The organism is Paenirhodobacter sp. YD-8 (genome assembly GCF_056590935.1).
Genome location: NZ_CM152649.1, coordinates 2,857,899 through 2,881,780 on the forward strand (window position 1 = coordinate 2,857,899; position 23,882 = coordinate 2,881,780).

Consider the following 23,882-nt stretch of genomic DNA (forward strand, 5'->3'; position numbering starts at 1 on the left):
GTTCAGTCCTTCTGTGAAATTCGGGGGCGCCCGGGGGCGCAGGAAACAAGGGGGGCTCAGGGGCCCGCGCGTTCGGTGGCGAACCAGCGGCTGGCCGGGCTGTCGGCGCAGTTCCGCGTCGCCGCGCCCATGACGCGCTCGCTCAGCCCCGCAGCCTGGCGCACGCAGTCGAGCGGGCCGTCCCAGTCGAAGTTGCGATAGACCGCGGCGAGATGGGCGAAGGGCGGCGATTGCGCGAAAAGCTCGAAGGTCAGCCGGTGGCCGGCATAGTCGGAATTGAGCAGGTCGCGCGCGAAGGCCAGCAGCTTGCGGCGGTCCTCGGCCTGCCATTCGTCATTGATGCCGTAGAATTTCTCGAGCCAGGGCGCGGTTTCGGGCGCGCGGAAGGCGGCCACGTCGGGGGTGAGCCCGATCTGCCCGCCGCAAAGCTCGCGCGCCAGATGCATCATCGCTGCCATCTGCCCCGCCGCAAAGACGCGGCCGGCATAGATCAGCGACTGGTTCGGCATCATCAGCCCGGCCGGGCTCCGTTCGGCCATCGCGATCGCCGAGGTCAGATGCGCGTCGATCCCCTCGCGCCAGCAGGCAAGCTGCGCAAGCTTCTCCTGCACGCCCTGCAACCGGTCGAGCCCGGTCTGGCGCAGGTTGAACAGTGCCGCGCCGATCATCATGTCGGCGAATTTCAGGCTGCGCTGCACGAAGGCGAAGGCGGAATAGCGGTGCAGCGTGGCGCGCATCGCCATCGCCGAGGCCACGTGGCGATGGAAGAGCACGTTCTCCCAGGGGATCAGCACGTCGTCGAAGATCACCAGCGCCTCGATCTCGTCGAAGCGGTTCGAGAGCGGGTAATCCTCGGCGGGCGCGCGGGTCGCGAAACCGGTGCGGCAGATGAACTTCAGCCCCGGCGCGCCCAGATCGCAGATGAAGCCCACGGCATAGGGCGACAGCGCCCCCTCGCCCCAGGTCGCGATCGTCGGCTTGGTGAAGGCCTGGTTCGCATAGGCCGCCGCGGTCTCGAACTTCGCGCCGCGCACAATGAGGCCGGCATCGGTCTCGCGCACGACATGCAGGAGCATGTCCGGGTCCTGCTCGCCGGGCGTCTTCGAGCGGTCGCCCTTCGGGTCGGTATTGGCCGAAACGTGGAACGGGTCGGCGCGCACCACGCGCGCGATATGGGCGGCGATGTTCGGCGCGAATTGCGGGTCGATCTCGTTCAGCGTCGCGGCGCAGTCATGGAGCGACCACATCTCGCCCACGGTCTCGTCGCCCACGCGCGTCACCACGCCGCCGACGGCATCGAGCACCGCCTCGGTCGCGCGCCGCTTCGCCCACCAGTCGGCCTGACTGAAGGGCAGCGCGTTGGCCTGCGCGTTCACCTCGCCCTCGCCGCGCACGGTCATCAGGGCCGCGGTCTCGGGCGCATGCGCCATGTCGAAGATCCGCGCGCGGATGTCGACCAGGGGCTTGAACATCGGGTGGGCGGTCACGTCGGCGACACGCTCGCCGTTGACGTGGATCTCGCGCCCGTCCCGGATCGACTCCCTGTAGTCAGTGCCTGTGCGGATCATCGCGGAAAACTCTGGTTCATCGCCTTGCAGGAAGAGGGTGACGCAGGATTGGCTGAGGAAAAAGAAATTCCTGCGTCACCACGGCTTAGGATCAGCCTAAGCAGAGAGCACCATCCGGGCGCAGCGCTCGCCGATCATCATCGAGGGCACGTTGGTGTTGCCGCCAATCAGCGTCGGCATCACCGAGGCGTCGGCCACACGCAGCCCCTCGATCCCGCGCACCTTCAGCGTCGCCGGATCGGTGACGGCGAGGGCATCGCTGCCCATCTTGCAGGTGCCGACGGGGTGATAGACAGTCAGCGCCTCGGCCCGCAGATAGGCCAGGATCTCGGCGTCGCTTTGCACCTTCGGGCCGGGCAGCATCTCGGGGCCGCGGACCTCGTCAAAGGCGCTGTCGGCAAAGATCGCACGGGCGATCTTGATCCCTTCGACCAGCGTCTTCGCATCCTGCGGATCGGTGAAGAAGCGATGGTCGATCTCGGCGCCGCCATCCTTCGCGAGCCGGATTTCCCCCACCGATTTCGGCCGCAGCACGCAGGTATGGACCGCATAGCCGTGACCGTATTCGACGAGCCGCCCGCGGTGGCTGCGGTAGCCCGGCACGAAGTGGAACTGGATGTCGGGTTCGTCGCCCGCGAATTTCGTGCGCGCGAACCCGCCTGCCTCGACGTAATTCGTGGTCAGCATCCCCTTGCGCGCAAAGAGATATCTGAAGGGCGCCGCGATCATCGCCGGCAGGTTGGCGAGCGACAGGCCCAGCGTCTTCGTCGAGCGCGAGCGCACGGTGATCATGCCGTCGATATGGTCGCGCAGGTTCTGCCCCACCCCCGGCAGGTCATGGGCGACGGCGACGCCCGCCGCCTTCAACATCGCCGCCGGCCCGATGCCCGAGCGCATCAGGATCGCGGGCGAGCCGATCGCGCCCGCGCTGAGGATCACCTCGCGGCGCGCGGTGAGCACCCGCCGCCCGCTGGCGTCGCTGACCTCGACCCCGGTCGCGCGGGTGCCATCCAGCACCACGCGATGCGTCTCGGTGCCGGTCAGAACGGTGAGGTTCTTGCGCTCCCGCACCGGTTTCAGAAAGGCGCGATAGGAAGACCAGCGCGTGCCGTTCTTCTGCGTGACGTTGTAGACGCCCAGCCCCTCCTGCGTGCCGGCGTTGAAATCGGTGTTCTCGCGCAAGCCCACCGCGCGGCCCGCGGCGATGAACATCCGGTCGAGCACGTTCGGATCGCGTGCGGCGCTGACGTAAAGCTCGCCCTCGGTGCCGTGCCACTCGGGCGACTGCCCGATCTGGTTCGCCTCGAGTGACTTGAATACCGGCAGCACGTCGTCCCAGCCCCAGCCCGCGCAGCCAAGATCGCGCCATTCGTCGTAATCGGAACAGGCGCCGCGGATGAACACCATCGAGTTGATGGTGGAGGAGCCGCCAAGCGCCTTGCCGCGGTTCACCGGGATGCGGCGGTTGTTCAGCTCGGGCTGCGGCGTGCCGGTGAAGGCATAATCGTATTTCGGATTGCCGTAGAGCGACAGGATCCCCGCCGGCACGGTGACGTTCGGCGCGCTTTCCGTGCCGCCCCCCTCGATCACGCAGACCGTCGCTCGGCCCCCGGCCGAGAGCCGGTTCGCCAGCACGCAGCCCGCCGATCCTGCGCCCACGATGATGTAATCGAACTCGGTTGCGGTCATGTCCCGGCCTCCTGCTTGCGTCCCGGCGACCATGACCGGCGATCGGCTGAGGCTGCAGAAGCATTTTCCTAGGCTTGGCTTAGGAGAAACCGAAGCTTGGCCCCCTGCCCCGCAAGCCACTGATTTTGCTTGAGACGCCATCCGGCGGGGTTTTCGTCCGCGGCGGGAAGCAGCGCGGGGCGGCGCCGGAATGGGCAAGGCGGCGCGCGAACGGGCGCCGCGCGAACCCGCGTGTCCTACGACCAAGGTCGCAGATCCCGGCCCGCGGAGTTTGCCCACGGCCCGCCCTGGCCGTGCTAGCATGTCCCTCACAGCAGAGCGCGGGGAGGGCGTCATGTTGGAGGAGGCCTTGCTGGTCGATGCGTCCGGCGCAGCGATCCGCCATGACCGGCGGACGCGCTCGACCGACTGGGAGGAGGTGCAGGCGTTCTGCAAGACGGCCTACATGCCCTATCGGGTGCGGCCGCTCGACCGCCTTGCGTTGCCCGATGCGACGATGATCTCGGCGCCCGCCGGCCGCGTGCTGCTGACCCGGTTTTCCTATGGCACCGGGATCCACCTCGACCGGTTCGACCCCGAGGCAGGCAATATCCTCGTGCTGACCACCCTGCGCGGCGCGCTGCGTCACCAGACCGGGTCCACGCCCGCCACCACCGGCGCGGGCGAAAGCTTCGTCGCCGATTGCGCGCGCACCGACTACTGGCTCGATGGCGATGACGACCACATGCAGCTGAACCTGACGCTGCCGCACCGGCTGATGGAGGAGACCGCCGCGCGCTGGTTCGGCTTCGTGCCCGACGACGCGCTCTGGACGCGCCGGGTGAAGATCGGCGGACGGGACTCGGCCTGGCTGCGGCTGCTCGATTACGCCGCGCGCACGCTCGGCGGCACGCTGCCCGGCACCGAGGTGATCGGGCGCCACCTCGAGGAGATGCTCTGCCTCGAGCTGCTGCGCGAATGGGCAGGGCAAACCGGCCTGCGCCTCGAGGACGGCGCCCGCGCCGCCGCCCCCTTCTACGTGCGCCGCGCCGAGGAGATGCTGACCGCCGAGGCCCGCGACCCGCCGACGATCGGCACCGTGGCGGCGCGGCTCGGGGTCTCGGCGCGCACGCTTTCGGAAGGGTTCCGCCGCTTTCGCGGGATCTCGCCGCGCGCGTTTCTGGCCGCGCGCCGGCTGGAAGGACTGCATGCCGAGCTGGCCTCGGCGCCGCCCGAGCGCTCGATCGGCGAGATCGCGAGCGGCTGGGGCTTCGTCAATTTCGGCGCGCTGGCCGGGCAGTATCGCCGCCGCTTCGGCGAGTTGCCATCGCAGACGCGGGCGCGCCGGCGGCTTTGACCGGGCGCCGCATTTGCCTTCCGAAACCGGACAGCGCCTGCGCAAACCGGACAGACCGCGCCCCGGCCTCATGGCAGGCTGAGGGGAGCGAAAGCTCAGGGAGGACGACATGAAGGATCTGAAGACGGCCTGCGATGCGGTGCTGCACGGCGTCACCGCGGGTGCGGCGCGGGTGCCGGGCGTGGTGGCGATGGTCACCGACCGCGACGGCACCCTCTATTCCGGGGCGGCGGGGGAGCGCCGGCTCGGTGGCACGCCGATGGACGAGGAGACGGTCTTCGCCATCTTCTCGACGACCAAGGCGATCACCGGCACCGCGGCGCTGCAATGCGTCGAGGACGGGCTTCTCGACCTGGATGCGCCGGCAAAGACCTATGCCCCGGCGCTTGGCCGGCTGCAGGTGATCGAGGGCTTCGACGCCGACGGCACGCCGCGGCTGCGCGCGCCGAAGACCGATGTCACCACGCGCCAGCTGCTGCTGCACACCGGCGGTTTCGGCTATGACTTCTTCAACGCGACCTATCGGCGGCTCGCCGAGGAGCACGGTCAGCCCTCGGTGGTCACCGCCTCGCGCGGCTGCATCGAGACGCCGCTGCTGTTCGATCCGGGCACGCGGTGGGAATATGGCACCAACATCGACTGGGCGGGCCAGGTGGTCGAGGGAATCCGGGGCAAGAGCCTTGGCGCGGTGATGCGCGAGCGCATCTTCGACCGGCTCGGCATGGAGGAGATCGCCTTCACCCGCACCCCGGCGATGAAGACCCGCACCGCGATCATCCATGCCCGCGGCGCCGATGGCGCGCTGACGCCGATGGACGAGTTCTTCCTGCCCGACGACCCCGAGGTCGAGATGGGCGGGCACGGGCTGTATGCCACGATCCCGGAATACATGAAGTTCATCCGGATGTGGCTGAACGACGGCGACGGCCCGAACGGCCGCGTGCTGCGCCCCGAGACCGTCGGCTGGGCGGTGCAGAACGGGCTGCAGGCGCATCAGAAGGTGGGGATGCTGCCCGGCGTGATCCCCGAGCTGTCGAATGACGCCGAATTCTTCCCGGGGCTGAAGAAGGGGTGGTCCTACACCTTCATGACCAACGAGGAAGAGGCGCCGACGGGCCGGCCCGCGGGGTCGATCGGCTGGGCGGGGCTGGCCAACAGCTTCTACTGGATCGACCGCAAGACCGGCGTCGGCGGCTATTGGGCGACGCAGATCCTGCCCTTCGGCGACCCCGTCTCCTTCACCGGCTACCTCGATTTCGAGAGCGCGGTCTATCGCGCGATGGCCGCCGCCCGCGCCGCCTGAGGCCCGAACGGGCACCGAAGATCGCGGGGAGCGGACACCGCTCCCCGCCCGTTCGCCGTTTGGGAGGAGGGCATGAACGGGCTGATCCCTTTCGAGGAGCTGCCGGACTGGGTGCCGGGGCGGCTGCTGCTGGCAAGCGACACGCTCGGCTGGCGGCATGTGCAGCTGCGCGCCTATCACTACGAGGGACAGGAGGTCATCGTGCCGGCGATGCGCGACTTCCTGCTGGTGGGTTACAGCGCCGGCACCACGCCGATGCGGCGCCGCTTCGACGGGCGCTGGACGAATGACACGCTCGGCCCCGGGGCGGCCTCGCTGCTGACCCGGGCGCAGCGCGCGAACTGGAGCTGGCACGCGCCGATCGACGTCACCCATCTCTATCTCGACGGGAAATTCGTTGCCGAGGTGGCAAGCGAGGTGATGGATTGCTGCGTGAACGAGGTGGCGCTGGCCGATGTGCTGCGTACCGAGGACCCGGTGGTCACCCATGCGATGGCGGCGATCGCGGCCGAGGCGCGCGAGCGCGGCATGGGCGGCGCGCTTTACGTGGAATCGCTTGCCCGCGCGCTCGTCGTGCATCTGCTGCGCCGCTATGCCTCGGTGCAGTCGCGCGACACGGCGGTGCCCGGCGCGCTCGGGCCGCGGCAGCAGCGGGTGATTGCCGATTACGTCGAGACGCATCTGGCCGAGGCGCTGGACCTGAAGGGGATGGCGGCGGTGCTGGGCCTGCCGCCCTGCCTCTTCGCGCGGCAATTCCGCAAGAGCTTCGGCCGGCCGCCCTATGCCTGGGTGATGGCGCGGCGGATCGAGCGCGCGCGCGAGATGCTGGCCCGCTCGGCGCTGCCGATCAAGGCGGTGGCGGCGGAATGCGGCTTTTCCGATCAGGCGCATCTGACGCGGGTGTTCGCGGCCACCACCGGCGAAACGCCCGCCGCCTTCCGGCGACGGGCGGAGTGACCGGGGCCAGCCGGAACGGTGCCACATTCCGCCCCGCCCGTCCGGGTCAGCTCATCGCGAAGCCCTGATAGCCCGCCTCGGCCGCCTCCCGGCATTTCTGCCGATAGGTGCCGACGCCGCCGGTATAGGACAGCACCCGGCGCGGCTTGCCCGGCACGTTCGAGCCCGTGTACCACGAGTTCGTCCGTGCGATCAGCGTCGCGTTCGCCACCTCGTCATGGTGCCGCACCCAGGCCTCCTCGCCCTCGGCGGTGGGTTCGATCACCGTCTTGTTCGAACCGCGCAGCGAGCGGATGCAGTCGGTGATCCATTCCGTCTGCTGCTGCAGGCAGGTGGTCATGTTGCACAGCGCGGCCGAGGGGGCGAGCGGTGCGCCGGTCATGAACAGGTTCGGGAAGCCGTGCTTCTGCATGCCGAGCGTGGTGCGGATCTCGCGGCCCCATTCCTCGGCAAGCTTCATCCCGTCGCGGCCGGTGATGTCGATGCGCGACAGCGCCCCCGAGCCCGCGTCGAAGCCCACCGCCATGATGATGACATCGAGCGGATAGACCGTGCCGTCGGCAAGCTTCACCCCCTCGGGCACGATCTCGGCGATCGGGTTGTCGCGCACCCTCACCGCCTCGACATTGTCGCGCAGATAGACCTCGAGATAATTCATCTCGAGCGGCACCCGATGCGTGCCGAAGCCATAGTCGCCGGGCTTCGGCACCAGGATGTCGATGAGCTTCGGGTCCTTCAGCCGCGCCGTCATCTTCTCGCGCACGAAATCCGAGACCTCGGCACTCACCGCCTCGTCGAAGAAGATCTCGGCGAAGGAGGCCAGCCACAGCTTCAGCGAGCCGTCGGCATGGATCTCCTCGAGCACCGCGCGGCGCTCCTCGGGGCTCAGATCGGCCCATTTGTGCTGGAAGTCGTATTCGAAGCCGGTGAAGCTGTGCGGCAGGTTCTGCTTCAGCTCGCCGAAGCGGCCCTTGTACCAGTGTTCCTCGTCCGGGCCGTATTTCGGGTTCTTCATCGGCAGCACGTATTGCGGCGTGCGCACGAAGACCTTGAGATCGCCGACCTCGTTCGCAATCGTCTGGATCACCTGGATCCCGGTCGCGCCGATGCCGATCACGCCGACCCGCTTGCCGGCAAGGTCGAGCCCGCCCTTCGGATAGCGCGCGGTGTGCAGGATCGTGCCGTTGAAGCTCTCCTGCCCCGGAAACCGGTTCTCGAGCGGCGCCGAGAGCATGCCGGTGCAGCCGATCAGGAATTGCGTGTCCCAGCTTTCGCCGGTGTCGGTCTCGACGCGCCAGCGCCCGGTCGCGGCGTCGAACTCGGCCTTCGTCACCCGCGCACCGAAGGTGTAGTCCTTGCGCAGGTCGAGCCGGTCGGCGATGTAGTTCATCCAGCGCTCGATCTCGGGCTGGGCCGGGAAGCGCTCGCTCCAGGTCCAGTCCTTGTAGAGCTCCTCGTCGAAGAGATACTGGTAGATATAGCTTTCGGAGTCGAATTTCGCGCCCGGGTAGCGGTTCCAGTACCAGGTGCCGCCGACATTGGTGCCGGCCTCGACGCCGTGCACGCTCATGCCTTCCTGGCGCAGCTGGTAAAGCTGGTACAGCCCCGCGACCCCGGCCCCGATGATGAGCGCGTCGATTTTCTGTGTCACGTCGATCCTCCCTTGATCTGCATGTGGTCCTGCATCGGCCCGGCCGCCTCCCAACGGTCGGGCTGTGACAAGGCTAGGCGAGGGCCGTAGCGCGGGTCTTGAAGGTTTCGCGGCGATCTTTGAACGAAACGGGAGGGCGCGGTGCGGCCATCCGCACGCGCAGCGCGCCCGGTCTCGGGGCCGGGACGACCGGCATGATCGCCCCGGCGCGGAACGCAGTCGCCGCCGGCCCGCGGAAAAGCGGATTTTCAGCCCCTCCCCGCTCGCCGTTCTTGACAGAAAGCCGCGCAGGCCCGCTTATAGAACGAACGTTCGAACCATGATTCGGACGGAGGGAGGAACATTCTGATGGCAACACCCGGCAACAGTCGCGGCACTGTGGTCGATCAGGCGGACATGCGTGAAAGCCTGCTTGAAACCGCAGTCGAGATGTTTTCCGAGAAGGGGTTCAGCGGGACCTCCATTCGCGACATCGCGCGCGAACATGGCGTCAGCCTGTCGAACATCTATTACTACTTCAGCAACAAGGAAGGCCTGTGGCGCGAGATCATGAACCGCTCGGTGCGCAGCCTGCCGGGCCGGTTGCGGGCCGCCATCGCCCAGGCCGACACCCCGCGCGCCCAGCTTGACGCGCTGATCCGCGAACATCTGCGCGCCGGGGTGGAGCATCAGCGCGAGCTTCTGATGCTGCTGACCGAACAGGGCCAGCTCGGCGAGGACAGCTCGCGCGAGACGCTCGAGATCCAGCGCGAGATCCTCGAGATCTACACCGCTGTCCTCGAGGCGCTCTCGGCCGAGGGCGCGCTGCACGAAGGCCACATCCGCGTCGCGGTCTTCAACATCCTCGGCGTCGTCAACTGGCACCTGCGCTGGTACCGCGCCGACGGCCCGCTGCCCGCCGACACGCTGCATCAGGAAATCATCAACTTCATCAGCCGCGCCGTCTGCCGCGACTGAGGTCGGCTGAACCGGACCCGTCATCACGGACGAAAAAAGAACGGAGCGGCCCTGCCGCGCCGAAGGGAGGAGACATGGCTTTTACAATCGACATCGACACCGGCGGCACCTTCACCGACGGTTTCGTTTCCGGGCCGGGCGTGGCACGCGCGGTCAAGACCCCCACCACCCCGCACGACCTGACCGAGTGCTTCCTGGCCTGCATCACGGCCGGCGCCGGGGCGGTCGGTCTGAGCGTCGAGGCATTCCTCGAACAGACCGACGTGGTGCGCTTCGCCTCGACCGTCGGCACCAATGCGCTGATCGAGCGCAACGGCGCGAAGATCGGGCTGATCCTGTCGGAGGGCGGGCGGGCGCTGGCGCCGCTCGAAGCCGAAGGCAAACCCGGCATCGTCAGCCCCGACATGGCGATCGAGATCGGCGCCGGGCTCAGCCCCTCGCAGGTGCTCGACCGCGCGCAGGCGCTGATCGATGCGGGCGCGCAATGCCTGGTCGTGGCGCTCGACGGCAGCGAGACCGACCCGACCCGCGAACGGGCGGTGCGGCAGGTGATCAAGGCGGAATATCCGCGCGATTTCCTCGGCTCGATCCCGGTCTTCCTGTCGTCGGACATCACTGTGCGCAGCGGCTATGGCGAGCGGATCAACAGCGCCGTCGTCTCGGCCTATTCGCACAGCCGTCTGGCGCGGCTGCTCTACAAGGCCGAGCAGGAGCTGCGGGCGCGGCGCTATCGCGGCCCGTTCCTGATCGGCCACAATGACGGCGCGGTCGCCCGCGTGGCCAAGACCCGCGCCATCAGCACCTACAACTCGGGCCCCGCCGCGGGGCTGGTCGGCGCCCGCGCGATCGGCCGGCTCTATGGCGAAAGCGACGTGATCTCGGCCGACATGGGGGGCACCTCCTTCGACATCGGGCTGGTGAGCGACGGCCAGCTGAATGTCGCGCTGCGCCCGGGCATCGAGGGCTATCGCACCAACGTGCCGATGAACGAGGTCGAGGCGCTTGGCGCCGGCGGCGGCTCGATCGCCGCGGTGGTCGACGGGGTGCTTGTCGTCGGGCCGCGCTCGGCCGGGGCGATGCCGGGGCCGGCGTGCTTCGGGCTGGGCGGCAGCGAGCCGACGGTGACCGATTGCAACCTGGTCCTCGGCCGGATCGATCCCGACAACTTCCTCGGCGGTGCGCGCCGGCTGGATGCCGGCAAGGCCCGCGAGGCGGTGCGCCAGCATCTGGCAGAGCCGCTCGGGATCAGCCTCGAAGAGGCGGCGCTGAGCGTCGTCAACCAGGTCGACAGCAGCGTGGGCACGGCCATCGCGGCGCTGCGACACACCGCCAAGAGCGACCCGCTGCTCACGGTCTATGGCGGGGCCGGTCCGCTCCACGCCTGCCGCGTGGCCGAGATGGCGGGGCTGAGCCGGATCGCGATCACCCCCTTCTCGGCGGTGTTCTCGGCCTTTTCCTCCTCGCTGATGGATGTCGGGCACGGCTACATGTGCGCGGTCGAGGCCGAGGGCGGCACGCCCGGGCTGCGCGAGAAGGTGGCGGGGCTCGTCGCCGGCATGCAGGCGACCGCGCTGCGCGACATGCGCGGCGAGGGCTTCGACCCCGACAGCCTGTCGTGGCACCTGAACGCGATCCTGCGCCGCAAGGACGGGTCCGAGGCGCAGGTCTCGGTCGAGGTGGCCGACCCGCTCGCCCCGGCGGCCCTTGCCGCCCTGCACGAGGCGATCGCGGCGCGCGTTCCCGATGCGGCGCAATTCGCCACCGTCGGCCTTTTCGCCTCGGCCCCGGTGCCGCATTTCAGCTTTGCCGAGCGCGCCCTCGGCGCGCCTGCCGCCGATGCGGCGCAGACCGGCCGGCGCGCGGTGATCTGCGGCCCGGGCCCGGCCGCCGATGTGCCGGTCTTCGACCTCGAGCGGCTCTGCCCCGGCCATGCCCTGACCGGCCCGGCCCTGCTCGAAAGCGACAAGACCACGATCTGGGTCGCGCCCGGCTGGCAGGCCCGCATCGACCGTTTCGCCAACCTGCTGCTGACGAAAGGCTGAGGACATGACCATTCGCATCACGGAAAACCTGGCCATCGACCTTGCCACCGAGGAATGGTGCTGCGTCGCCTGCGGCCACCGCCTTGCCCCGGCGCGGGCGAATTACAAGACCGGCTGCCTCGTCGCCGAGGTGCCGCTGGCCGAGGCGCATCCGCCGCTGGTCCAGGGCGCGGCCTACAGCTTCACCCCCGACCCGGACTTCTGCCGGCTGGTGGAGTTCTACTGCCCGTCCTGCGCCACGGTGCTGGAAAACGAATACCTGCCGCCGGGCCATCCGCTGACCCATGACATCGAGCTCGACATCGATGCGCTGAAGGCGAAGCACGGGGGCGCGGCATGAGCGGCCTCGGCGCCATCGAGGCCCTGCGCGGCGGGCTGCACTGGACCGCCCCGATCCTGATGCCCTCGGCCGCCGCCTTCGGCGCAAGGCTCGAGGCAAGGCCGCTCGCCGATCTCGCCGAACCGCAGGCGCTGGCCGGCGCCACGGTGGCGGCGGCGCGGTTCCTCGGCGCGGATGCGGTCTGGGTCAGCGCGGCCCCCGCCGCCGGCATCACCCTGTCAGCCGCCGCGCATCGCGATGCGGTGACCCGGGCCGCGGCCGCGGCGGGGCGACTGAAACTCGCAGTGCTGGCCGAGATCCCCGGCCCGATCGCCCGCGCCCGGGCCCTTGGCGGCGATCTGGACGCGGCGCTGCGCGAGATCAAGCCGGGGCTGATCGAGGAGTTCGAGGCGCTGTCGCGGCTGCGTCCCGACATCATCGTGCTGCGCGAACCTGCGGCAAGCGGCGAGGAGGCCGCAAACCGCAGCCTGCCACGCCTCTATGGCGCGCTGAAACGCCTGGCCGAGCATTTCGATATCCTGAAGGGCATGTGGCCCGCCCTGCCCGAGATGACCGGCCCGGCCCGTCCGGACCTGTCCTTCGCCCCCGCTCCGGACGCGCCGGAGGCCGGACCGGTGACGGGCGAGCGGGCGCTGGCCATCGCGCCGGACTGGTCGGACGCGCCAGGCTTCGGCGCCGCCCTGCAACGTGGCCGCGGCGCCGCGGCCGCAGCCGGCCTGCCGCTGATCGTCAGCGGCTGTGCGGGCCTTGCCCATGACACCGAACCGCAGCTGGCCCGCGCGGCCATCGCAACCATAACGGAGCGCGCCTGAGGCGCCGCTTCGATCAGGGAGGAACCCATGACTTACGATGTTGGCATCGACATCGGCGGCACCTTTACCGATCTGTGCGCCATCGCCGAAGATGGCACGCTGATCACCGCCAAATCGCCCACCACCCATTACGACCTGTCGGTCGGTCTGATCCGCGGCCTGCGCGAGCTGGGCAAGCGCGCCGGCCTGGCCCAGGACAGCTTCCTCGGCCAGGTCGAGGCGCTGCGCTACTCCACCACGATCGGCACCAACGCGCTGATCGAGCGCAAGGGGCCGCGCCTCGGGCTGATCACCACCGCGGGCTTCGAGGACACGATCTTCATCGGCCGCTCGCGCAGCTGGGCCGACGGCATGGCCTTCCACGAGATCCGCGACATGGCGGTGATCCGCAAGCCCGAGCCGCTGGTCGCCCCCGACATGGTGATGGGCCTGTCCGAGCGGCTCGATTGCAACGGCCGGGTGATCCGCGCCCTCGACCCCGACGAGCTGCGCGAGAAGCTGCAGATGCTGGTCGACCGCGGCGTGCAGGGGATCGTGGTCAGCCTGCTGTGGTCGTTCATGAACCCCGCGCATGAGCGCGAGATCCGCCGCATCATCGAGGAGGAATATCCCGAGGAATTCCTCGGCTCGATGCCGGTCACGCTGGCCTCCGAGGTCTCGCCCAAGGCGGGCGAATACACCCGCACGATGACGGCGCTGGTCAACGCCTACATCCACGGCGTGATGATGCAGGAACTGGGCGATCTGACCCACAACCTGCGCCGGGCGAACTATCGCCGGCCGCTGATCCTCGTGCACAACACCGGCGGATCGAAGAAGGTCTCGCGCACCCGGGCGGTGCTGACCCACAACGCAGGGCCGGTGGCAGGGATGTACGGCGCCGCGCTGATCGGCGCACAGGAGGGCGTGAAGGACATCGTCTTCGCCGACATGGGGGGCACCTCCTTCGACATCGGCGTGCTCGCCGGGGGGGTGCTGCGGGCGCAGGACTTCATTCCGGTCATCGACCGCTGGCGCACCAATATCCCGGCGATCGAGGTGCGCTCGATCGGCGCGGGCGGCGGTTCGATCGCCTGGATCAACCAGGCCATGGGCGGCCAGCTCGAGGTCGGGCCGCAGTCGGCGGGCTCGGTGCCGGGCCCGGCGTGCTACGACCAGGGCGGGCAGGAACCGACCGTGACCGATGCCGATCTGGTGCTCGGCTATGTCAACCCGGACAACTACCTCGGCGGCGCCATGCTGCTTGATCCCGATGCCGCGCACGAGGCGATCCGCAGCCGCATCGCCGAGCCGCTGGGGATCTCGGTGCTCGAGGCCGCCTGGCGCATCCGCCGCCTGATCGACGCCCGCATGGGGCAGGAGATGTTCAACGAGGTCGCGCTCAAGGGCCATAACCCGCGCAGGTTCGCGGTCTATGCCTGCGGCGGCGCGGGGGCGGGCCATGCCTGCGGCTTCGCGCGCCATGTCGGCGCCACCACGATCATCGTGCCGGCGATGTCCTCGGTCTCGGGGGCCTTCGGCGCCTCGTCGATGGAGATCCGCCAGGTCTGGGAGCAGTCGCGCAGCCTGCGGCTGTTCGACTTCAGGACCCAGACCTATCTGGCCGATCCCGAAGCGCTGAACGCGGTGATCGCCGATCTGACCGACCGCGCCACCCGCGATCTCAAGCTCGAGGGGTTCGACGCCGACCGCATCGCCTTCACGCTTGAATTCGACATGCGCTATGGCTCGCAATACCACCTGACGCGGGTGACCTCGCCGACGCTGAGCTTTGCCGGTGCCGATGACTTCCGTGCCCTGTGCGACCGGTTCGAGGCGCAATATGCCACGGTCTATTCGCCCGAGGCGGCCTTCCCCTCGGGCGGGATCGCGATCGAGGCGATCTTCGTCACCGCCGCCATCCGCCAGGAGCCGCGCCGGCTGAACGGCAGCGACGAGACCCCGCATCACCCCGAGCCCGGCGCGATCCGCCCGGCCTGCTTCGACGCGGCCGAGGGCATGGTCGACACCCCGGTCCACGACTGGACCGCGCTGCGCCCCGGCGCCGAGATCCCCGGTCCCGCGATCATCGAGGCGCCCGACACGACCTATGTGATCGAACCGGGCTGGATCTACCGCATGAACCGCCTGCGCAACGGCATCATCACCGCGCAGGGCTGAAACGGCACAACAGGGCGGCGGTCCCGGCACGGGACTGCCCGTCCAAGGGAGGACAGAATGAACGCACCGATGACCATCCGCTACAGCCGCGACACCGAGGTCGTGCAACGGCTGCGCCCGGAACCGCCCTCCGACCGCGAGGCGCGGGCGATGGAGGGGCTGAACGATCTGGAATACGAGATCTTCACCCACAAGCTGCACATGATCGCGCTCGAGGGCAAGGAAACCACGATGAAGCTGGGCGCTTCGACCGCGATGCGGTGGGGCGACGTGGCCTTCGGAATCTATACCGCACAGGGCGATCTGGCGGTCTGTGCCACCGGCATCTATCACCACGCGGTGCTGAGCCAGCTGCCGGTGAAATACCTTGTCAAGCATCTGGCCCATGACCCGACCGTGGGCCTGAAGGAGGGCGACGCCTTCTTCTACAACGACCCCTTCTATGGCGGCGTGCACAATGCCGACATGGGCCTGTGCATCCCGGTCTTCTCCGGCGGCGAGCTGGTGTGCTTCATCGGCGCGGCGGTCCACACCGGCGAATGCGGCGGCTCGGAGCCGGGCGGCATGGTGAACGGGGCGAAGTCGCGCTACGACGAGGGGCTGATGTGCCCGCCGATCAAGATCGGCGAGAACTTCGCGCTGAAGGAGGATCTTCTGGGTCTTCTGGCCACCGCGACCCGCGATCCGCGCACCATGGTGCTCGACATCAAGGCGCGCCTTGCCGCCGCGCGCATCGCCGAGCGGCGCCTGCACGACTATCTGGCCGAGATCGGCCCGGATTTCCTCGTCGGCGGGCTGCGCCGGATCCTGAAGCAGACCGGCGAGGCGGCGCGCGCGCGCATCGCCACGCTCAATGACGGCATCTATCGCCAGCCGCGCTTCATGGACACGACCGGGCCGGAATCGGCGCTGCTGAAGATCAACCTGACGATCGAGAAGAAGGGCGACCGGATCAAGCTGATCCTGAACGGCTCCTCGCCGATGCTGCACGACCGGCCGGTGAACACCTATTTCCAGGGCCTGCTGGGGATGGCGATGGTCTATGTCTGCGGCTGGCTGATGCCCGACCTGCCCGCCAACAACGGCCTGCTCGAGGCGGTGGACTGGGAGTTCCCGGAAAACAGCTTCATCAATCCCAACGGCGACGTGCCGGTGTCCTATGCCCCCGCGACGATGGTGGCCTTCAGCCAGGGCATGTTCATGGCCGGTGCGAAGCTCGCCTATGCCACCGATCCCTCGCGCGCGGCCGGGGCCTGGTACACCGGCTTTGCGGTGACGGTCTTCGGCGGCTTCAACCAGTGGGGCGAGCCGATGGCCGACATCACCCCCGAGATCAACGCCACCGGTGCGGGCGGCCGCCCGGGCATGGATGGCGTCGATGTCGCCGGCGCCTTCTTCGCCACGATGAGCGATTGCGGCGATGTCGAGACCACCGAGGCCGAGCGCCCCTTCCTCTATACCTTTCGGAATTTCTTCGACAATTCCTATGGTCACGGGAAATACCGCGGCGGTTCCGGCGTCGGCATGGGGATCAAGGTGCACGGCGTGCCGATGGTGGCGCTCGGCTCGATGGGGTTTGGCTCGCATTTCCCGGCCACGCTCGGCATCTTCGGCGGGCGGGCGGCGCCGCCGGCCTTCGTGCAGACGGTGCGCGGATCGAACCTCGAGGCGCTGATGGCGGAAGGCGCCCCCCTGCCCCGCACCATGGCCGAGCTTTACGCCGGCACCCCCGAGGAGGGGCAGCGCGACTACCTCAACCTTGCCCATGCGCCGGCGCTGTTCCAGGGCGGCGACACCTTCTATGTGCCGATCTCGGGCGGGGCGGGCTATGGCGACGTGCTGCAGCGCGACCCCGAGGCGGTGGCGCGCGACGTGGCGATGGGGCGCTGTGCCGCCTCCGCGGCGCGGGACATCTACGCCGTCGCGATCAATCCCCGCACCGGACTGGCCGATCCGGCCGAGACCGACGCCCTGCGCGCGACCCGGCGCAAGGCCCGGCTCGCCCGCGCCAAACCCTATGACGCCTTCGTCGCCGAATGGGCGCAGCAATCGCCGCCCGAAGCGGTGCTGCGCTACTACGGCCCCTGGCAGGACGCGGCCGCCTGAGCGGGCGGGGAAAGGAAGACACGCGATGACGACCCCGACCACCATCCACGGCCTGCTGTCCCGGCAGGCCGCCCGATACGGGCAACGCCGGTTCCTGACCTTCGGCGAGACCGAGCTCAGCTTTGCCGGGATGGAGGCTCTCTCCTGCCGAGCGGCGGCGGGCCTTGCCGGCCTCGGCGTCGGCAAGGGCGACGCCGTCGCCCTGATGCTCGACAATTGCGTCGAATACCTGGCGCTGTGGTTCGGCCTGTCGCGTCTCGGCGCGGTGGAAGTGCCGCTGAACACGGCCCATCGCGGCGCGGTTCTCGCGCATATGCTGCGGCTGTCGAAGGCCCGGGTCGTCATCCTCGACCCCGGCTACCTGCCGGCGCTCGACGCGGTGCGGGGGGAAATCCCCTGGCCGCTGACGGTGGTGACGCGCGGCACGGCGCCTGCGGGATGCCTGCCGCTCGAACGGCTGATGGCAAGCGAGACGCCCCCGCCCGAGGTGACGGTCTCGGCCGGCGATCCCTATGCGATCATGTTCACCTCGGGCACCACCGGCCTGTCGAAGGGCGCGCTGATGCCGCAAGGCTATGCGATCGCCGCCGCAAGCCAGGTCTGCGCCGCCACCGGCTATGGCGAGGACGACTGCCTCTACAACGCCCTGCCGCTGTTTCACGGCAATGCGCAGATCCTGTCGGCCCTGCCCGCGCTGATGGCCGGCGCGCGCACCGTGCTGGTGCCGAAATTCTCCGCCAGCCGCTTCTGGGAGGATCTGCGCAGCCAGGGCTGCACCGCCTTCAACTACATCGGCACCATCCTCTCGGTGCTGATGAAGGCCCCCGAAAGCCCCGCGGACCGCGCCCACAGCCTGCGGGTGATGATGGGCGCCGGCGCCGGCAAGGGCCTGTTCGAGGCCTTCGAGGCGCGCTTCGGCGTCACCCTGATCGAGGGCTATGGCATGAGCGAGATCGGCGTGCCGATCATGGCCGATCCCGCCCGCGCCCGTCCCGGCTCCTGCGGCCGGCAGACCCCGCATTACGAGTTGATGCTGATCGACGCGGCGGGCGAACCGATCACCACTCCCGACACCCCCGGCCAGCTTCTGGTGCGGCCGAAGGCGCCGCATGGCATGATGATCGAATATGTCGGCATGCCGGAAAAGACCGTCGAGGCCTTCCGCGACCTGTGGTTCCACACCGGCGATCTGTTGCAGGTGGATGCCGAGGGCTTCTGGTATTTCCTCGACCGCGACAAGGATGCCCTGCGCCGGCGCGGCGAGAACATCTCGTCCTTCGAGGTCGAAAGGATCCTGAACGCCGAGGCGAGCGTGCGCGAATGCGCGGTGATCCCGGTGCCCTCCGAGCTGGGCGAGGACGAGGTGATGGCCTGCGTCGTGGCGGCCGAGGGCGCGCCGCGCGACCCGGCCGCACTGCGCGCCGCCTGTGCGGGCAAGATGGCCGAGTTCATGCTGCCGCGCTTCATCCGCTATGTGCCGGATCTGCCCAAGACCGCCACCGCCCGGGTCGAGAAGCACCGGCTGAAGGCCGAGGGCGTCACCCCCGACACCTGGGATTACGAGGCGGGCGGGAAGGCGGCGCGGGCATGACCGGCGTCCCCGCTCCCGAACTCCCGCCCGAGCTGGCCGCGCAATTCGCGCTGGCCGCGGATGGCACCGTGCTGCTGCGGGCGTCGCGGCCGGCGCAGGGCGACGCGGTGATCTTTCCGCCGCGGCTCTATGCCGGCGACGGTCTCGACACGACGACCGAAGTGCTGATCCCGGGCGACGGCCGGGTGAATTGCCTGACGCGGGTGCGGGTGCGCCCGCCCTATGGGCTGCCGCCGGGCTATGTCATCGGCTTCGTCGACCTCGAGGCCGCGCCGCTGCGCCTGTTCGGCCTGTTCGCGCCCGAGGATGCCGACAGCCTGGTCCCGGGCAGCCGGGTGCGGCTGAGCCTGATGCCGCTTGGCACCGACAATGACGCAACCCCCTGCCTGCGCCCGGTCTTCGTGCCCGCCGCAGAGCCCCTGACGGAGACCCGGCCATGACCCAGCCCTGGATTGCAGGTTGCGGCCTGACCGCCTTCGGCCGGCACGAGGACACCAGCCTCGAGGCCCTGGCCGCGCGCGCCGCGCGCGAGGCGCTGCTGCAGGCCGGGCTGCCCCCGCGCCGCATCGGCATGGCCGTCTTCGCCAATGCGCTGGCGGCACGGCTGTCGGGCAGCCTGACCATGGGGCAGGACGTGCTGGCCCATGTCGGCATCGCTGGCTGCGCGGTGATGAATGTGGAAAACGCCTGCACCTCGGGTTCGACCGCGGTGCATATCGCCGCGCTGGCGATCCGCGCCGGCGAGGTGGATGCCGCGCTGGTGGTCGGGGCGGAGAAGATGTTCCACCCCGCGCTCGGGCTGATCGATTCCGGCAAGACGCTCGCCGACACGCTGCTCGGCCGGGTCACGCCGGCGGGATTTGCGCTGCGGGCAAGCCGCCACATGGCGCGCTTCGGCACCACCGCCGACCAGCTTGCGGCGGTGTCGGTGAAGAACCGGCGCGCGGCGGCGGGCAATCCACTCGCGATGATGCGCACGCCGCTGACGCTGGCCGAGGTGCTGGCCGCGCCGCTGGTCGTCGACCCGCTGACGCGGCTGCAATGCTCGCCCGTCGCCGATGGCGCGGCGGCCCTCGTGCTGGTCAGCGAGCGGCTGGCGCGGCAGTGCGGCGCGCGGGCCCGGCTGCGCGCCACCGTGCTGACCAGCGGGTCCTATGACCCGATGGCGGAGCTGTCGGAATGGGAGACCGACAGCCGCACCGCCCGCCTCGCCTGGGAGCGCGCGGAGGCGGGCGTCGAGGAGATCTCGGTCGTCGAATGCCATGACGCCTTCTCGATCGCGGAGATCCTGCATTACGAGGGGCTCGGCCTGTGCCCCGTCGGCGAGGGCGGACGCTATGCCGAACGGCTGCTCGCGGGCGACAGCGCCTGCGTGCCGGTGAACCCCTCGGGCGGGCTCCTGTCGCGCGGCCATCCGGTCGCCGCGACCGGCATCGCCCAGATCATCGAAGTCACGCGCCATCTGCACCGGCAGGGCGCGCCGGGCCGCCTTGGCCTTGCCCATTGCATGGGCGGCGACAAGGAGGCCGACACCAAATCCTGCACCATCGCGATCGTCGAAAGCGCCTGAGTGCAGGGCAATTTCCAGGGAGGAGACCACGGAAATGACGGACAGACAGAGACTTGACGGCAAGGTCGCGCTGATCACCGGCGCGGGCGGGGCGATCGGCGGCGCGGCGGCGCGGCTGATGGCGGCGCGCGGCGCGCGGATCGTCGGGGTGGACCGCGACCCGGCGGCGCTCGACCGGCTGGCGGAGGCAATCCCCGGCTGCATCACCACCACCGCCGACGTCTCGCGCGAGGAAGATGTCGCCGCCTATGTGAAGACGGCGGTGGAGGCCGCGGGCCGCATCGACATCTTCTTCAACAATGCCGGGATCGAGGGGCAGTTCCACCCGATCGGCGCCTATCCGACCGAGGATTTCCGCCGTGTCATCGACATCAACCTGATCGGCGCCTTCCTTGGCTACAAGCATGTGGTGCCGGTGATGCTGGCGGGGGGCGGCGGCTCGATCATCGTCACCTCCTCGGTGGGCGGGCTGGTCGGCACGCCGCTGATCCCGGCCTATACCGCCAGCAAGCATGCGGTGATCGGGCTGATGCGCACCGTCGCCGCCGAGGTCGGCGCGGCGGGAGTGCGCTCGAACTCGGTGCATCCGGGGCCGATCGAGTCGCGGATGATGGCCGATGTCGAAAAGGGCATGGGCGCCGCGATCCCCGGCGGCGCGGTGCGCGAGATCATGACGCAGATGGTGCCGATGCGCCGCTATGGCACCCCTGAGGAGGTGGCCGAACTGGTGGCCTTCCTCGGCTCCGATGCGGCGAGCTTCATCAACGGCGCCACGATGACGGTGGATGGCGGCTTCACCGCCGTCTGACCCGCCCCCTCCCCCTCGCCACGACCACAGATCCGCCCACCGGACGGGCGGAGAACGGCACGGCCCTGCGCCATGCCGGGCGGGGGGGCATGTCCGGCCCACAGACAGAGGAGGAGACAGAATGGAACGGACCCGCTTGCATCTCGTGGCCGCGATGACGGCAGTTGCGCTTTCCGCCGGGACGGCCCAGGCGATCGACGTGGCCCCCGGCGATTACACCCTGCTGCCCGCAGACACCCGCGTGCTGCTGCAGTATTTCCAGTATTCCACCACCGACAGCCTGCATTTCGACGGCGTCGGCAAGGTCCCCGGCTCCGGCATCGACGCCGTCACCGGCGTGTCGCGCGTGCTCTATTACGGCGATGCGGACGGGCTGCGCTACGGGCTTCAGGCCTATCTGCCCTTCGGCAGCTTCACCGAAGCCAAGATCGGCGGCAGCCCCGTGCCCGAGGCCAATGGCCTTGGCGACCTGACGGTCGGCGCGACGGTCTGGCTGGCCGCGCCCGAAAACCCGGCACAGGGCACCACCTTTGCCCTCACCGCCTTCCTGACCGCGCCCACCGGCACTTACGACCCGGCCGGCGTCAGCATCGGCAGCGGCACCTGGACGCTGACGCCCCAGGTCGCGCTGATCCAGGGCTTTGGCAACGGCTGGTTCTTCGACGGCGTCGCCGATGTCGCGCTCAGCCGCGACCATGACGAGAACGGCGCGAAGATCAGCCATGACCCGAGCTGGCAGCTGCAGGCCTACCTGCGCTACCAGCCGACGCCGACGCGCTCGATCTCCGTCGGCTATTCCGGCAAGTCGGGGGGCGAGACCTATGTGAACGGCGCCTATAGCGGCACCAGGACGCGGGTGGACACGCTGCGACTCTTCGCCAACCAGTTCGTCTCGCCCACGGTGCAGGTGCAGGGCATGATCTCGAAGGATTTCAATGCCAAGGGCGGGGCGGACAATCTGGTGACCCAGATCCGCCTGCTGAAGATGTTCTGAGCCCCCCCGCGCCCCGGAAGACCGCCCGTGTGAGCACGGGCGGTCTTTTCGTCAGGCCCGGTCGCGGGTCTCGAACATCGGACCACCGCGCCAGCGCGGATAGCCGTAGCCGTGGATCTCGACGAGGTCGATATCGCCCGGCGCGCGGGCGATGCCCTCGTTCAGGATCGCGCGGCCCTCCGCGGCCATCTCGCCCACCAGATGCTGCGCGATCGCCTCGGGCGCCATGGCGGTGGCCGGCGCCAGCTGCGACGACAGCAGCTCGGCAACCGCCGGCGAGGGCTGCGGCCGGCGCTCGCCCGGCGCATAGTCATACCAGCCGCCGCCGGTCTTCTGCCCCTTGCGCCCTGCCCGCACCAGCACGTCGCCCAGCGTCTCGGGCACCGCCTGCCCGGCCTGCCGCGCGCCTTCGCGTTGCAGGAAGGCGATGTCGAGCCCGCCCAGATCCTGCGCCTCGAACGGGCCCATGGCAAAGCCGTGGGCGCGCATCGCCGCATCGACGGCCGCGATCGCCACGCCCTGGCGCACCAGCCCCTCCGCCGCGGCGCGATAGCGTTTCAGGATGCGGTTGCCGATGAAGCCCTCGCAGATCCCGGCCTCGACCGGGATCTTGCCCAGCAGCCGCGCCAGCGCAAAGCCGGTGGCCAGCACCGCGGGCGCGGTGTCCGGCACCGGCACGATCTCGAGCAGCTTCATCACATTGGCCGGGCTGAAGAAATGCAGCCCGAGGAAGCGGTGCGGGTTGGGCACGCCGGCGGCGATCAGCCGCGGATCGAGATACGAGGTATTGGTCGCCAGCACCGCATCGGCGCGGCACACCCGGCCAAGCTCGGCAAAGACCGCGCGCTTGACGCCGATCTCCTCGAAGACTGCCTCGATCACCAGATCGACCCCGGCGAGCGCGGCATATTCGGTGGTGCCGGTCACCCCCGCCAGCCGCGCGGCGGCCTGCTCGGGGGTCAGCTTGCCGCGCTTGACCGCGCCGTCGAAGATCGCCTGCAGATTGGCGATGCCGCGCGCGACGGCCTCGGCGTCGCGCTCGATCAGCACGACGGGCAGGCCGGCATCGCGCAGCGCCGCGGCGATCCCCGCTCCCATCGTGCCGCCGCCGACGACCCCGGCACTGCGCAGCGGCAGCGGCTCGTGGCCGGCCAGATGCCGCGGCCGCGGCGCGGTGCGCTCGGCGAAGAACACATGGCGCAGCGCCGCGGCCTGCTCGCTGCCGCGCAGCTCGAGGAAGGTGGCGCGCTCGAAGTCCATCGCCTCGGCGAAGGGCGCCTCGACCGCCCGGCGCAGGCATGATAGCGCGCGCAGCGGCGCGCCCGCCCCCTTCGCCGCTTTCGCGACCTCGGCCTCGCGGGCGGTCCAGAACCCCGCCTCGGGCGCCGCGATGGCGCGCCGCGAGATCGGCGGCGGCAGCGGACGGGTCAGTGCCTGCCGTGCGAAGGCGCACGCGGCCCCGGCCAGATCGCCCGTCACCACGGCATCGACGAGGCCGAGCGCCTGCGCCCGCGCGGCCTTCACCGGCCTGCCGGTGGTGACCAGCTCCACCGCCGCCGCGACGCCCGCCAGCCGCGGGCTGCGCACGGTGCCGCCTGCGCCCGGCACGATGCCGAGCGTCACCTCGGGCAGGCCGACCGAGGCGCTGCCGAGCGCGACGCGGAAACGGCAGCCCATGGCGATCTCGAAGCCGCCGCCAAGGGCCGAGCCGTGGATCGCCGCGATCCAAGGTTTCGCCGCGCCCTCGATCCGCGCCACCAGATCGGGCAGATGCGGCGCCACCGGTGGCGTGCCGAATTCGGCGACATCGGCGCCGGCGATGAAGGTGCGCCCGGCACAGAGCAGCACCACGGCCTGCACCTCGGGATCGGCGTCGCAGGTGGCGACGGCCTCCCACAGCCGCTGGCGCAGCGCCTGTGACAGGGCGTTGACCGGCGGATTGTCGACGGTGACGGTGGCGATCGTGCCCGAACGGGCAATGCTCACGAGACTCATGGT

The 23,882-nt window shown here is 69.8% G+C and carries 18 protein-coding genes; 14 read left to right on the forward strand and 4 right to left on the reverse strand.

The genetic code is table 11. From position 1 onward, the window contains the following. Positions 1 to 56: 56 nt before the first annotated feature. On the reverse strand, positions 57 to 1,568 hold the full coding sequence (locus AC0QTQ_RS13870) for a 4-hydroxyphenylacetate 3-hydroxylase family protein (protein ID WP_480257064.1): 1,512 nt from the start codon (positions 1,566 to 1,568) through the stop codon (positions 57 to 59). A gap of 96 nt (positions 1,569 to 1,664) precedes the next feature. After that, positions 1,665 to 3,257 (reverse strand): GMC family oxidoreductase, encoded by a 1,593-nt coding sequence (locus AC0QTQ_RS13875; protein ID WP_480257065.1) that lies wholly within the window; start codon positions 3,255 to 3,257, stop codon positions 1,665 to 1,667. 334 nt (positions 3,258 to 3,591) lie between these two features. Here AC0QTQ_RS13875 and AC0QTQ_RS13880 point away from each other — a divergent pair, with 334 nt between their 5' ends. The 3 genes from AC0QTQ_RS13880 to AC0QTQ_RS13890 all read left to right on the forward strand — a co-directional run bounded on the left by AC0QTQ_RS13880 (position 3,592) and on the right by AC0QTQ_RS13890 (position 6,853). After that, on the forward strand, positions 3,592 to 4,593 hold the full coding sequence (locus AC0QTQ_RS13880; RefSeq protein WP_480257066.1) for an AraC family transcriptional regulator: 1,002 nt from the start codon (positions 3,592 to 3,594) through the stop codon (positions 4,591 to 4,593). Between the two features lie 109 nt (positions 4,594 to 4,702). After that, positions 4,703 to 5,896, forward strand: a complete 1,194-nt coding sequence (gene acmB, locus AC0QTQ_RS13885; RefSeq protein ID WP_121534461.1) for a methyl acetate hydrolase AcmB — start codon at positions 4,703 to 4,705, stop codon at positions 5,894 to 5,896. 72 nt (positions 5,897 to 5,968) lie between these two features. Continuing rightward, positions 5,969 to 6,853, forward strand: a complete 885-nt coding sequence (locus tag AC0QTQ_RS13890) for a helix-turn-helix domain-containing protein (RefSeq protein WP_480257067.1) — start codon at positions 5,969 to 5,971, stop codon at positions 6,851 to 6,853. A 46-nt stretch (positions 6,854 to 6,899) separates the two neighbouring features. Here the strand turns inward: AC0QTQ_RS13890 and AC0QTQ_RS13895 are convergent, their stop codons facing one another. Continuing rightward, positions 6,900 to 8,504 (reverse strand): flavin-containing monooxygenase, encoded by a 1,605-nt coding sequence (locus AC0QTQ_RS13895; protein ID WP_480257068.1) that lies wholly within the window; start codon positions 8,502 to 8,504, stop codon positions 6,900 to 6,902. A 348-nt stretch (positions 8,505 to 8,852) separates the two neighbouring features. Between AC0QTQ_RS13895 and AC0QTQ_RS13900 the strand changes: the two genes are divergently transcribed. The 11 genes from AC0QTQ_RS13900 to AC0QTQ_RS13950 all read left to right on the forward strand — a co-directional run bounded on the left by AC0QTQ_RS13900 (position 8,853) and on the right by AC0QTQ_RS13950 (position 21,884). Further along, a complete protein-coding gene (locus AC0QTQ_RS13900) occupies positions 8,853 to 9,461 on the forward strand; it encodes a TetR/AcrR family transcriptional regulator (protein WP_480257069.1) in 609 nt (202 codons plus the stop codon). Between the two features lie 74 nt (positions 9,462 to 9,535). Continuing rightward, positions 9,536 to 11,503, forward strand: coding sequence for a hydantoinase/oxoprolinase family protein (locus AC0QTQ_RS13905; protein WP_480257070.1), 1,968 nt, complete (start codon positions 9,536 to 9,538; stop codon positions 11,501 to 11,503). A 4-nt stretch (positions 11,504 to 11,507) separates the two neighbouring features. Further along, entirely contained in the window at positions 11,508 to 11,843 is a 336-nt protein-coding gene (locus AC0QTQ_RS13910; protein WP_480257071.1) for an acetone carboxylase subunit gamma, read from the forward strand. Then, on the forward strand, positions 11,840 to 12,655 hold the full coding sequence (locus AC0QTQ_RS13915) for a hypothetical protein (RefSeq protein ID WP_480257072.1): 816 nt from the start codon (positions 11,840 to 11,842) through the stop codon (positions 12,653 to 12,655). Before AC0QTQ_RS13910 ends, AC0QTQ_RS13915 begins: the two co-directional genes overlap by 4 nt. A 27-nt stretch (positions 12,656 to 12,682) precedes the next feature. Further along, a complete protein-coding gene (locus tag AC0QTQ_RS13920; protein ID WP_480257073.1) occupies positions 12,683 to 14,815 on the forward strand; it encodes a hydantoinase/oxoprolinase family protein in 2,133 nt (710 codons plus the stop codon). Positions 14,816 to 14,872: 57 nt separating this feature from the next. Then, the gene (locus tag AC0QTQ_RS13925; RefSeq protein ID WP_121534469.1) at positions 14,873 to 16,921 is read left to right on the forward strand and encodes a hydantoinase B/oxoprolinase family protein; all 2,049 of its coding nucleotides are present in this window, start codon (positions 14,873 to 14,875) and stop codon (positions 16,919 to 16,921) included. 25 nt (positions 16,922 to 16,946) lie between these two features. Next, on the forward strand, positions 16,947 to 18,512 hold the full coding sequence (locus tag AC0QTQ_RS13930) for an AMP-binding protein (RefSeq protein ID WP_480257074.1): 1,566 nt from the start codon (positions 16,947 to 16,949) through the stop codon (positions 18,510 to 18,512). Then, positions 18,509 to 18,952 carry a Zn-ribbon domain-containing OB-fold protein gene (locus AC0QTQ_RS13935; protein WP_480257075.1) on the forward strand — a complete coding sequence of 148 codons (444 nt, stop codon included), beginning with the start codon at positions 18,509 to 18,511 and terminating at the stop codon, positions 18,950 to 18,952. Before AC0QTQ_RS13930 ends, AC0QTQ_RS13935 begins: the two co-directional genes overlap by 4 nt. Then, positions 18,949 to 20,082 (forward strand): thiolase family protein, encoded by a 1,134-nt coding sequence (locus AC0QTQ_RS13940; protein WP_121534471.1) that lies wholly within the window; start codon positions 18,949 to 18,951, stop codon positions 20,080 to 20,082. The genes AC0QTQ_RS13935 and AC0QTQ_RS13940 overlap by 4 nt, the downstream gene beginning before the upstream one ends. Positions 20,083 to 20,116: 34 nt before the next feature. After that, positions 20,117 to 20,890 (forward strand): SDR family NAD(P)-dependent oxidoreductase, encoded by a 774-nt coding sequence (locus tag AC0QTQ_RS13945; RefSeq protein ID WP_480257076.1) that lies wholly within the window; start codon positions 20,117 to 20,119, stop codon positions 20,888 to 20,890. Positions 20,891 to 21,011: 121 nt separating this feature from the next. Beyond that, positions 21,012 to 21,884 (forward strand): transporter, encoded by an 873-nt coding sequence (locus tag AC0QTQ_RS13950; RefSeq protein WP_480257077.1) that lies wholly within the window; start codon positions 21,012 to 21,014, stop codon positions 21,882 to 21,884. Positions 21,885 to 21,935: 51 nt separating this feature from the next. Here the strand turns inward: AC0QTQ_RS13950 and AC0QTQ_RS13955 are convergent, their stop codons facing one another. Then, positions 21,936 to 23,879 carry a 3-hydroxyacyl-CoA dehydrogenase NAD-binding domain-containing protein gene (locus AC0QTQ_RS13955; RefSeq protein WP_480257078.1) on the reverse strand — a complete coding sequence of 648 codons (1,944 nt, stop codon included), beginning with the start codon at positions 23,877 to 23,879 and terminating at the stop codon, positions 21,936 to 21,938. Positions 23,880 to 23,882 lie beyond the last annotated feature (3 nt).

Coding starts and splice junctions, on each gene's coding strand:
- AC0QTQ_RS13875 (WP_480257065.1), bottom strand. CDS start 3,257: ATGACCGCAACCGAGTTCGATTACATCATCGTGGGCGCAGGATCGGCG.
- AC0QTQ_RS13900 (WP_480257069.1), top strand. CDS start 8,853: ATGGCAACACCCGGCAACAGTCGCGGCACTGTGGTCGATCAGGCGGAC.
- AC0QTQ_RS13940 (WP_121534471.1), top strand. CDS start 18,949: ATGACCCAGCCCTGGATTGCAGGTTGCGGCCTGACCGCCTTCGGCCGG.
- acmB (WP_121534461.1), top strand. CDS start 4,703: ATGAAGGATCTGAAGACGGCCTGCGATGCGGTGCTGCACGGCGTCACC.
- AC0QTQ_RS13905 (WP_480257070.1), top strand. CDS start 9,536: ATGGCTTTTACAATCGACATCGACACCGGCGGCACCTTCACCGACGGT.
- AC0QTQ_RS13955 (WP_480257078.1), bottom strand. CDS start 23,879: ATGAGTCTCGTGAGCATTGCCCGTTCGGGCACGATCGCCACCGTCACC.
- AC0QTQ_RS13890 (WP_480257067.1), top strand. CDS start 5,969: ATGAACGGGCTGATCCCTTTCGAGGAGCTGCCGGACTGGGTGCCGGGG.
- AC0QTQ_RS13870 (WP_480257064.1), bottom strand. CDS start 1,568: ATGATCCGCACAGGCACTGACTACAGGGAGTCGATCCGGGACGGGCGC.
- AC0QTQ_RS13950 (WP_480257077.1), top strand. CDS start 21,012: ATGGAACGGACCCGCTTGCATCTCGTGGCCGCGATGACGGCAGTTGCG.
- AC0QTQ_RS13945 (WP_480257076.1), top strand. CDS start 20,117: ATGACGGACAGACAGAGACTTGACGGCAAGGTCGCGCTGATCACCGGC.
- AC0QTQ_RS13920 (WP_480257073.1), top strand. CDS start 12,683: ATGACTTACGATGTTGGCATCGACATCGGCGGCACCTTTACCGATCTG.
- AC0QTQ_RS13880 (WP_480257066.1), top strand. CDS start 3,592: ATGTTGGAGGAGGCCTTGCTGGTCGATGCGTCCGGCGCAGCGATCCGC.
- AC0QTQ_RS13930 (WP_480257074.1), top strand. CDS start 16,947: ATGACGACCCCGACCACCATCCACGGCCTGCTGTCCCGGCAGGCCGCC.
- AC0QTQ_RS13910 (WP_480257071.1), top strand. CDS start 11,508: ATGACCATTCGCATCACGGAAAACCTGGCCATCGACCTTGCCACCGAG.
- AC0QTQ_RS13915 (WP_480257072.1), top strand. CDS start 11,840: ATGAGCGGCCTCGGCGCCATCGAGGCCCTGCGCGGCGGGCTGCACTGG.
- AC0QTQ_RS13925 (WP_121534469.1), top strand. CDS start 14,873: ATGAACGCACCGATGACCATCCGCTACAGCCGCGACACCGAGGTCGTG.
- AC0QTQ_RS13935 (WP_480257075.1), top strand. CDS start 18,509: ATGACCGGCGTCCCCGCTCCCGAACTCCCGCCCGAGCTGGCCGCGCAA.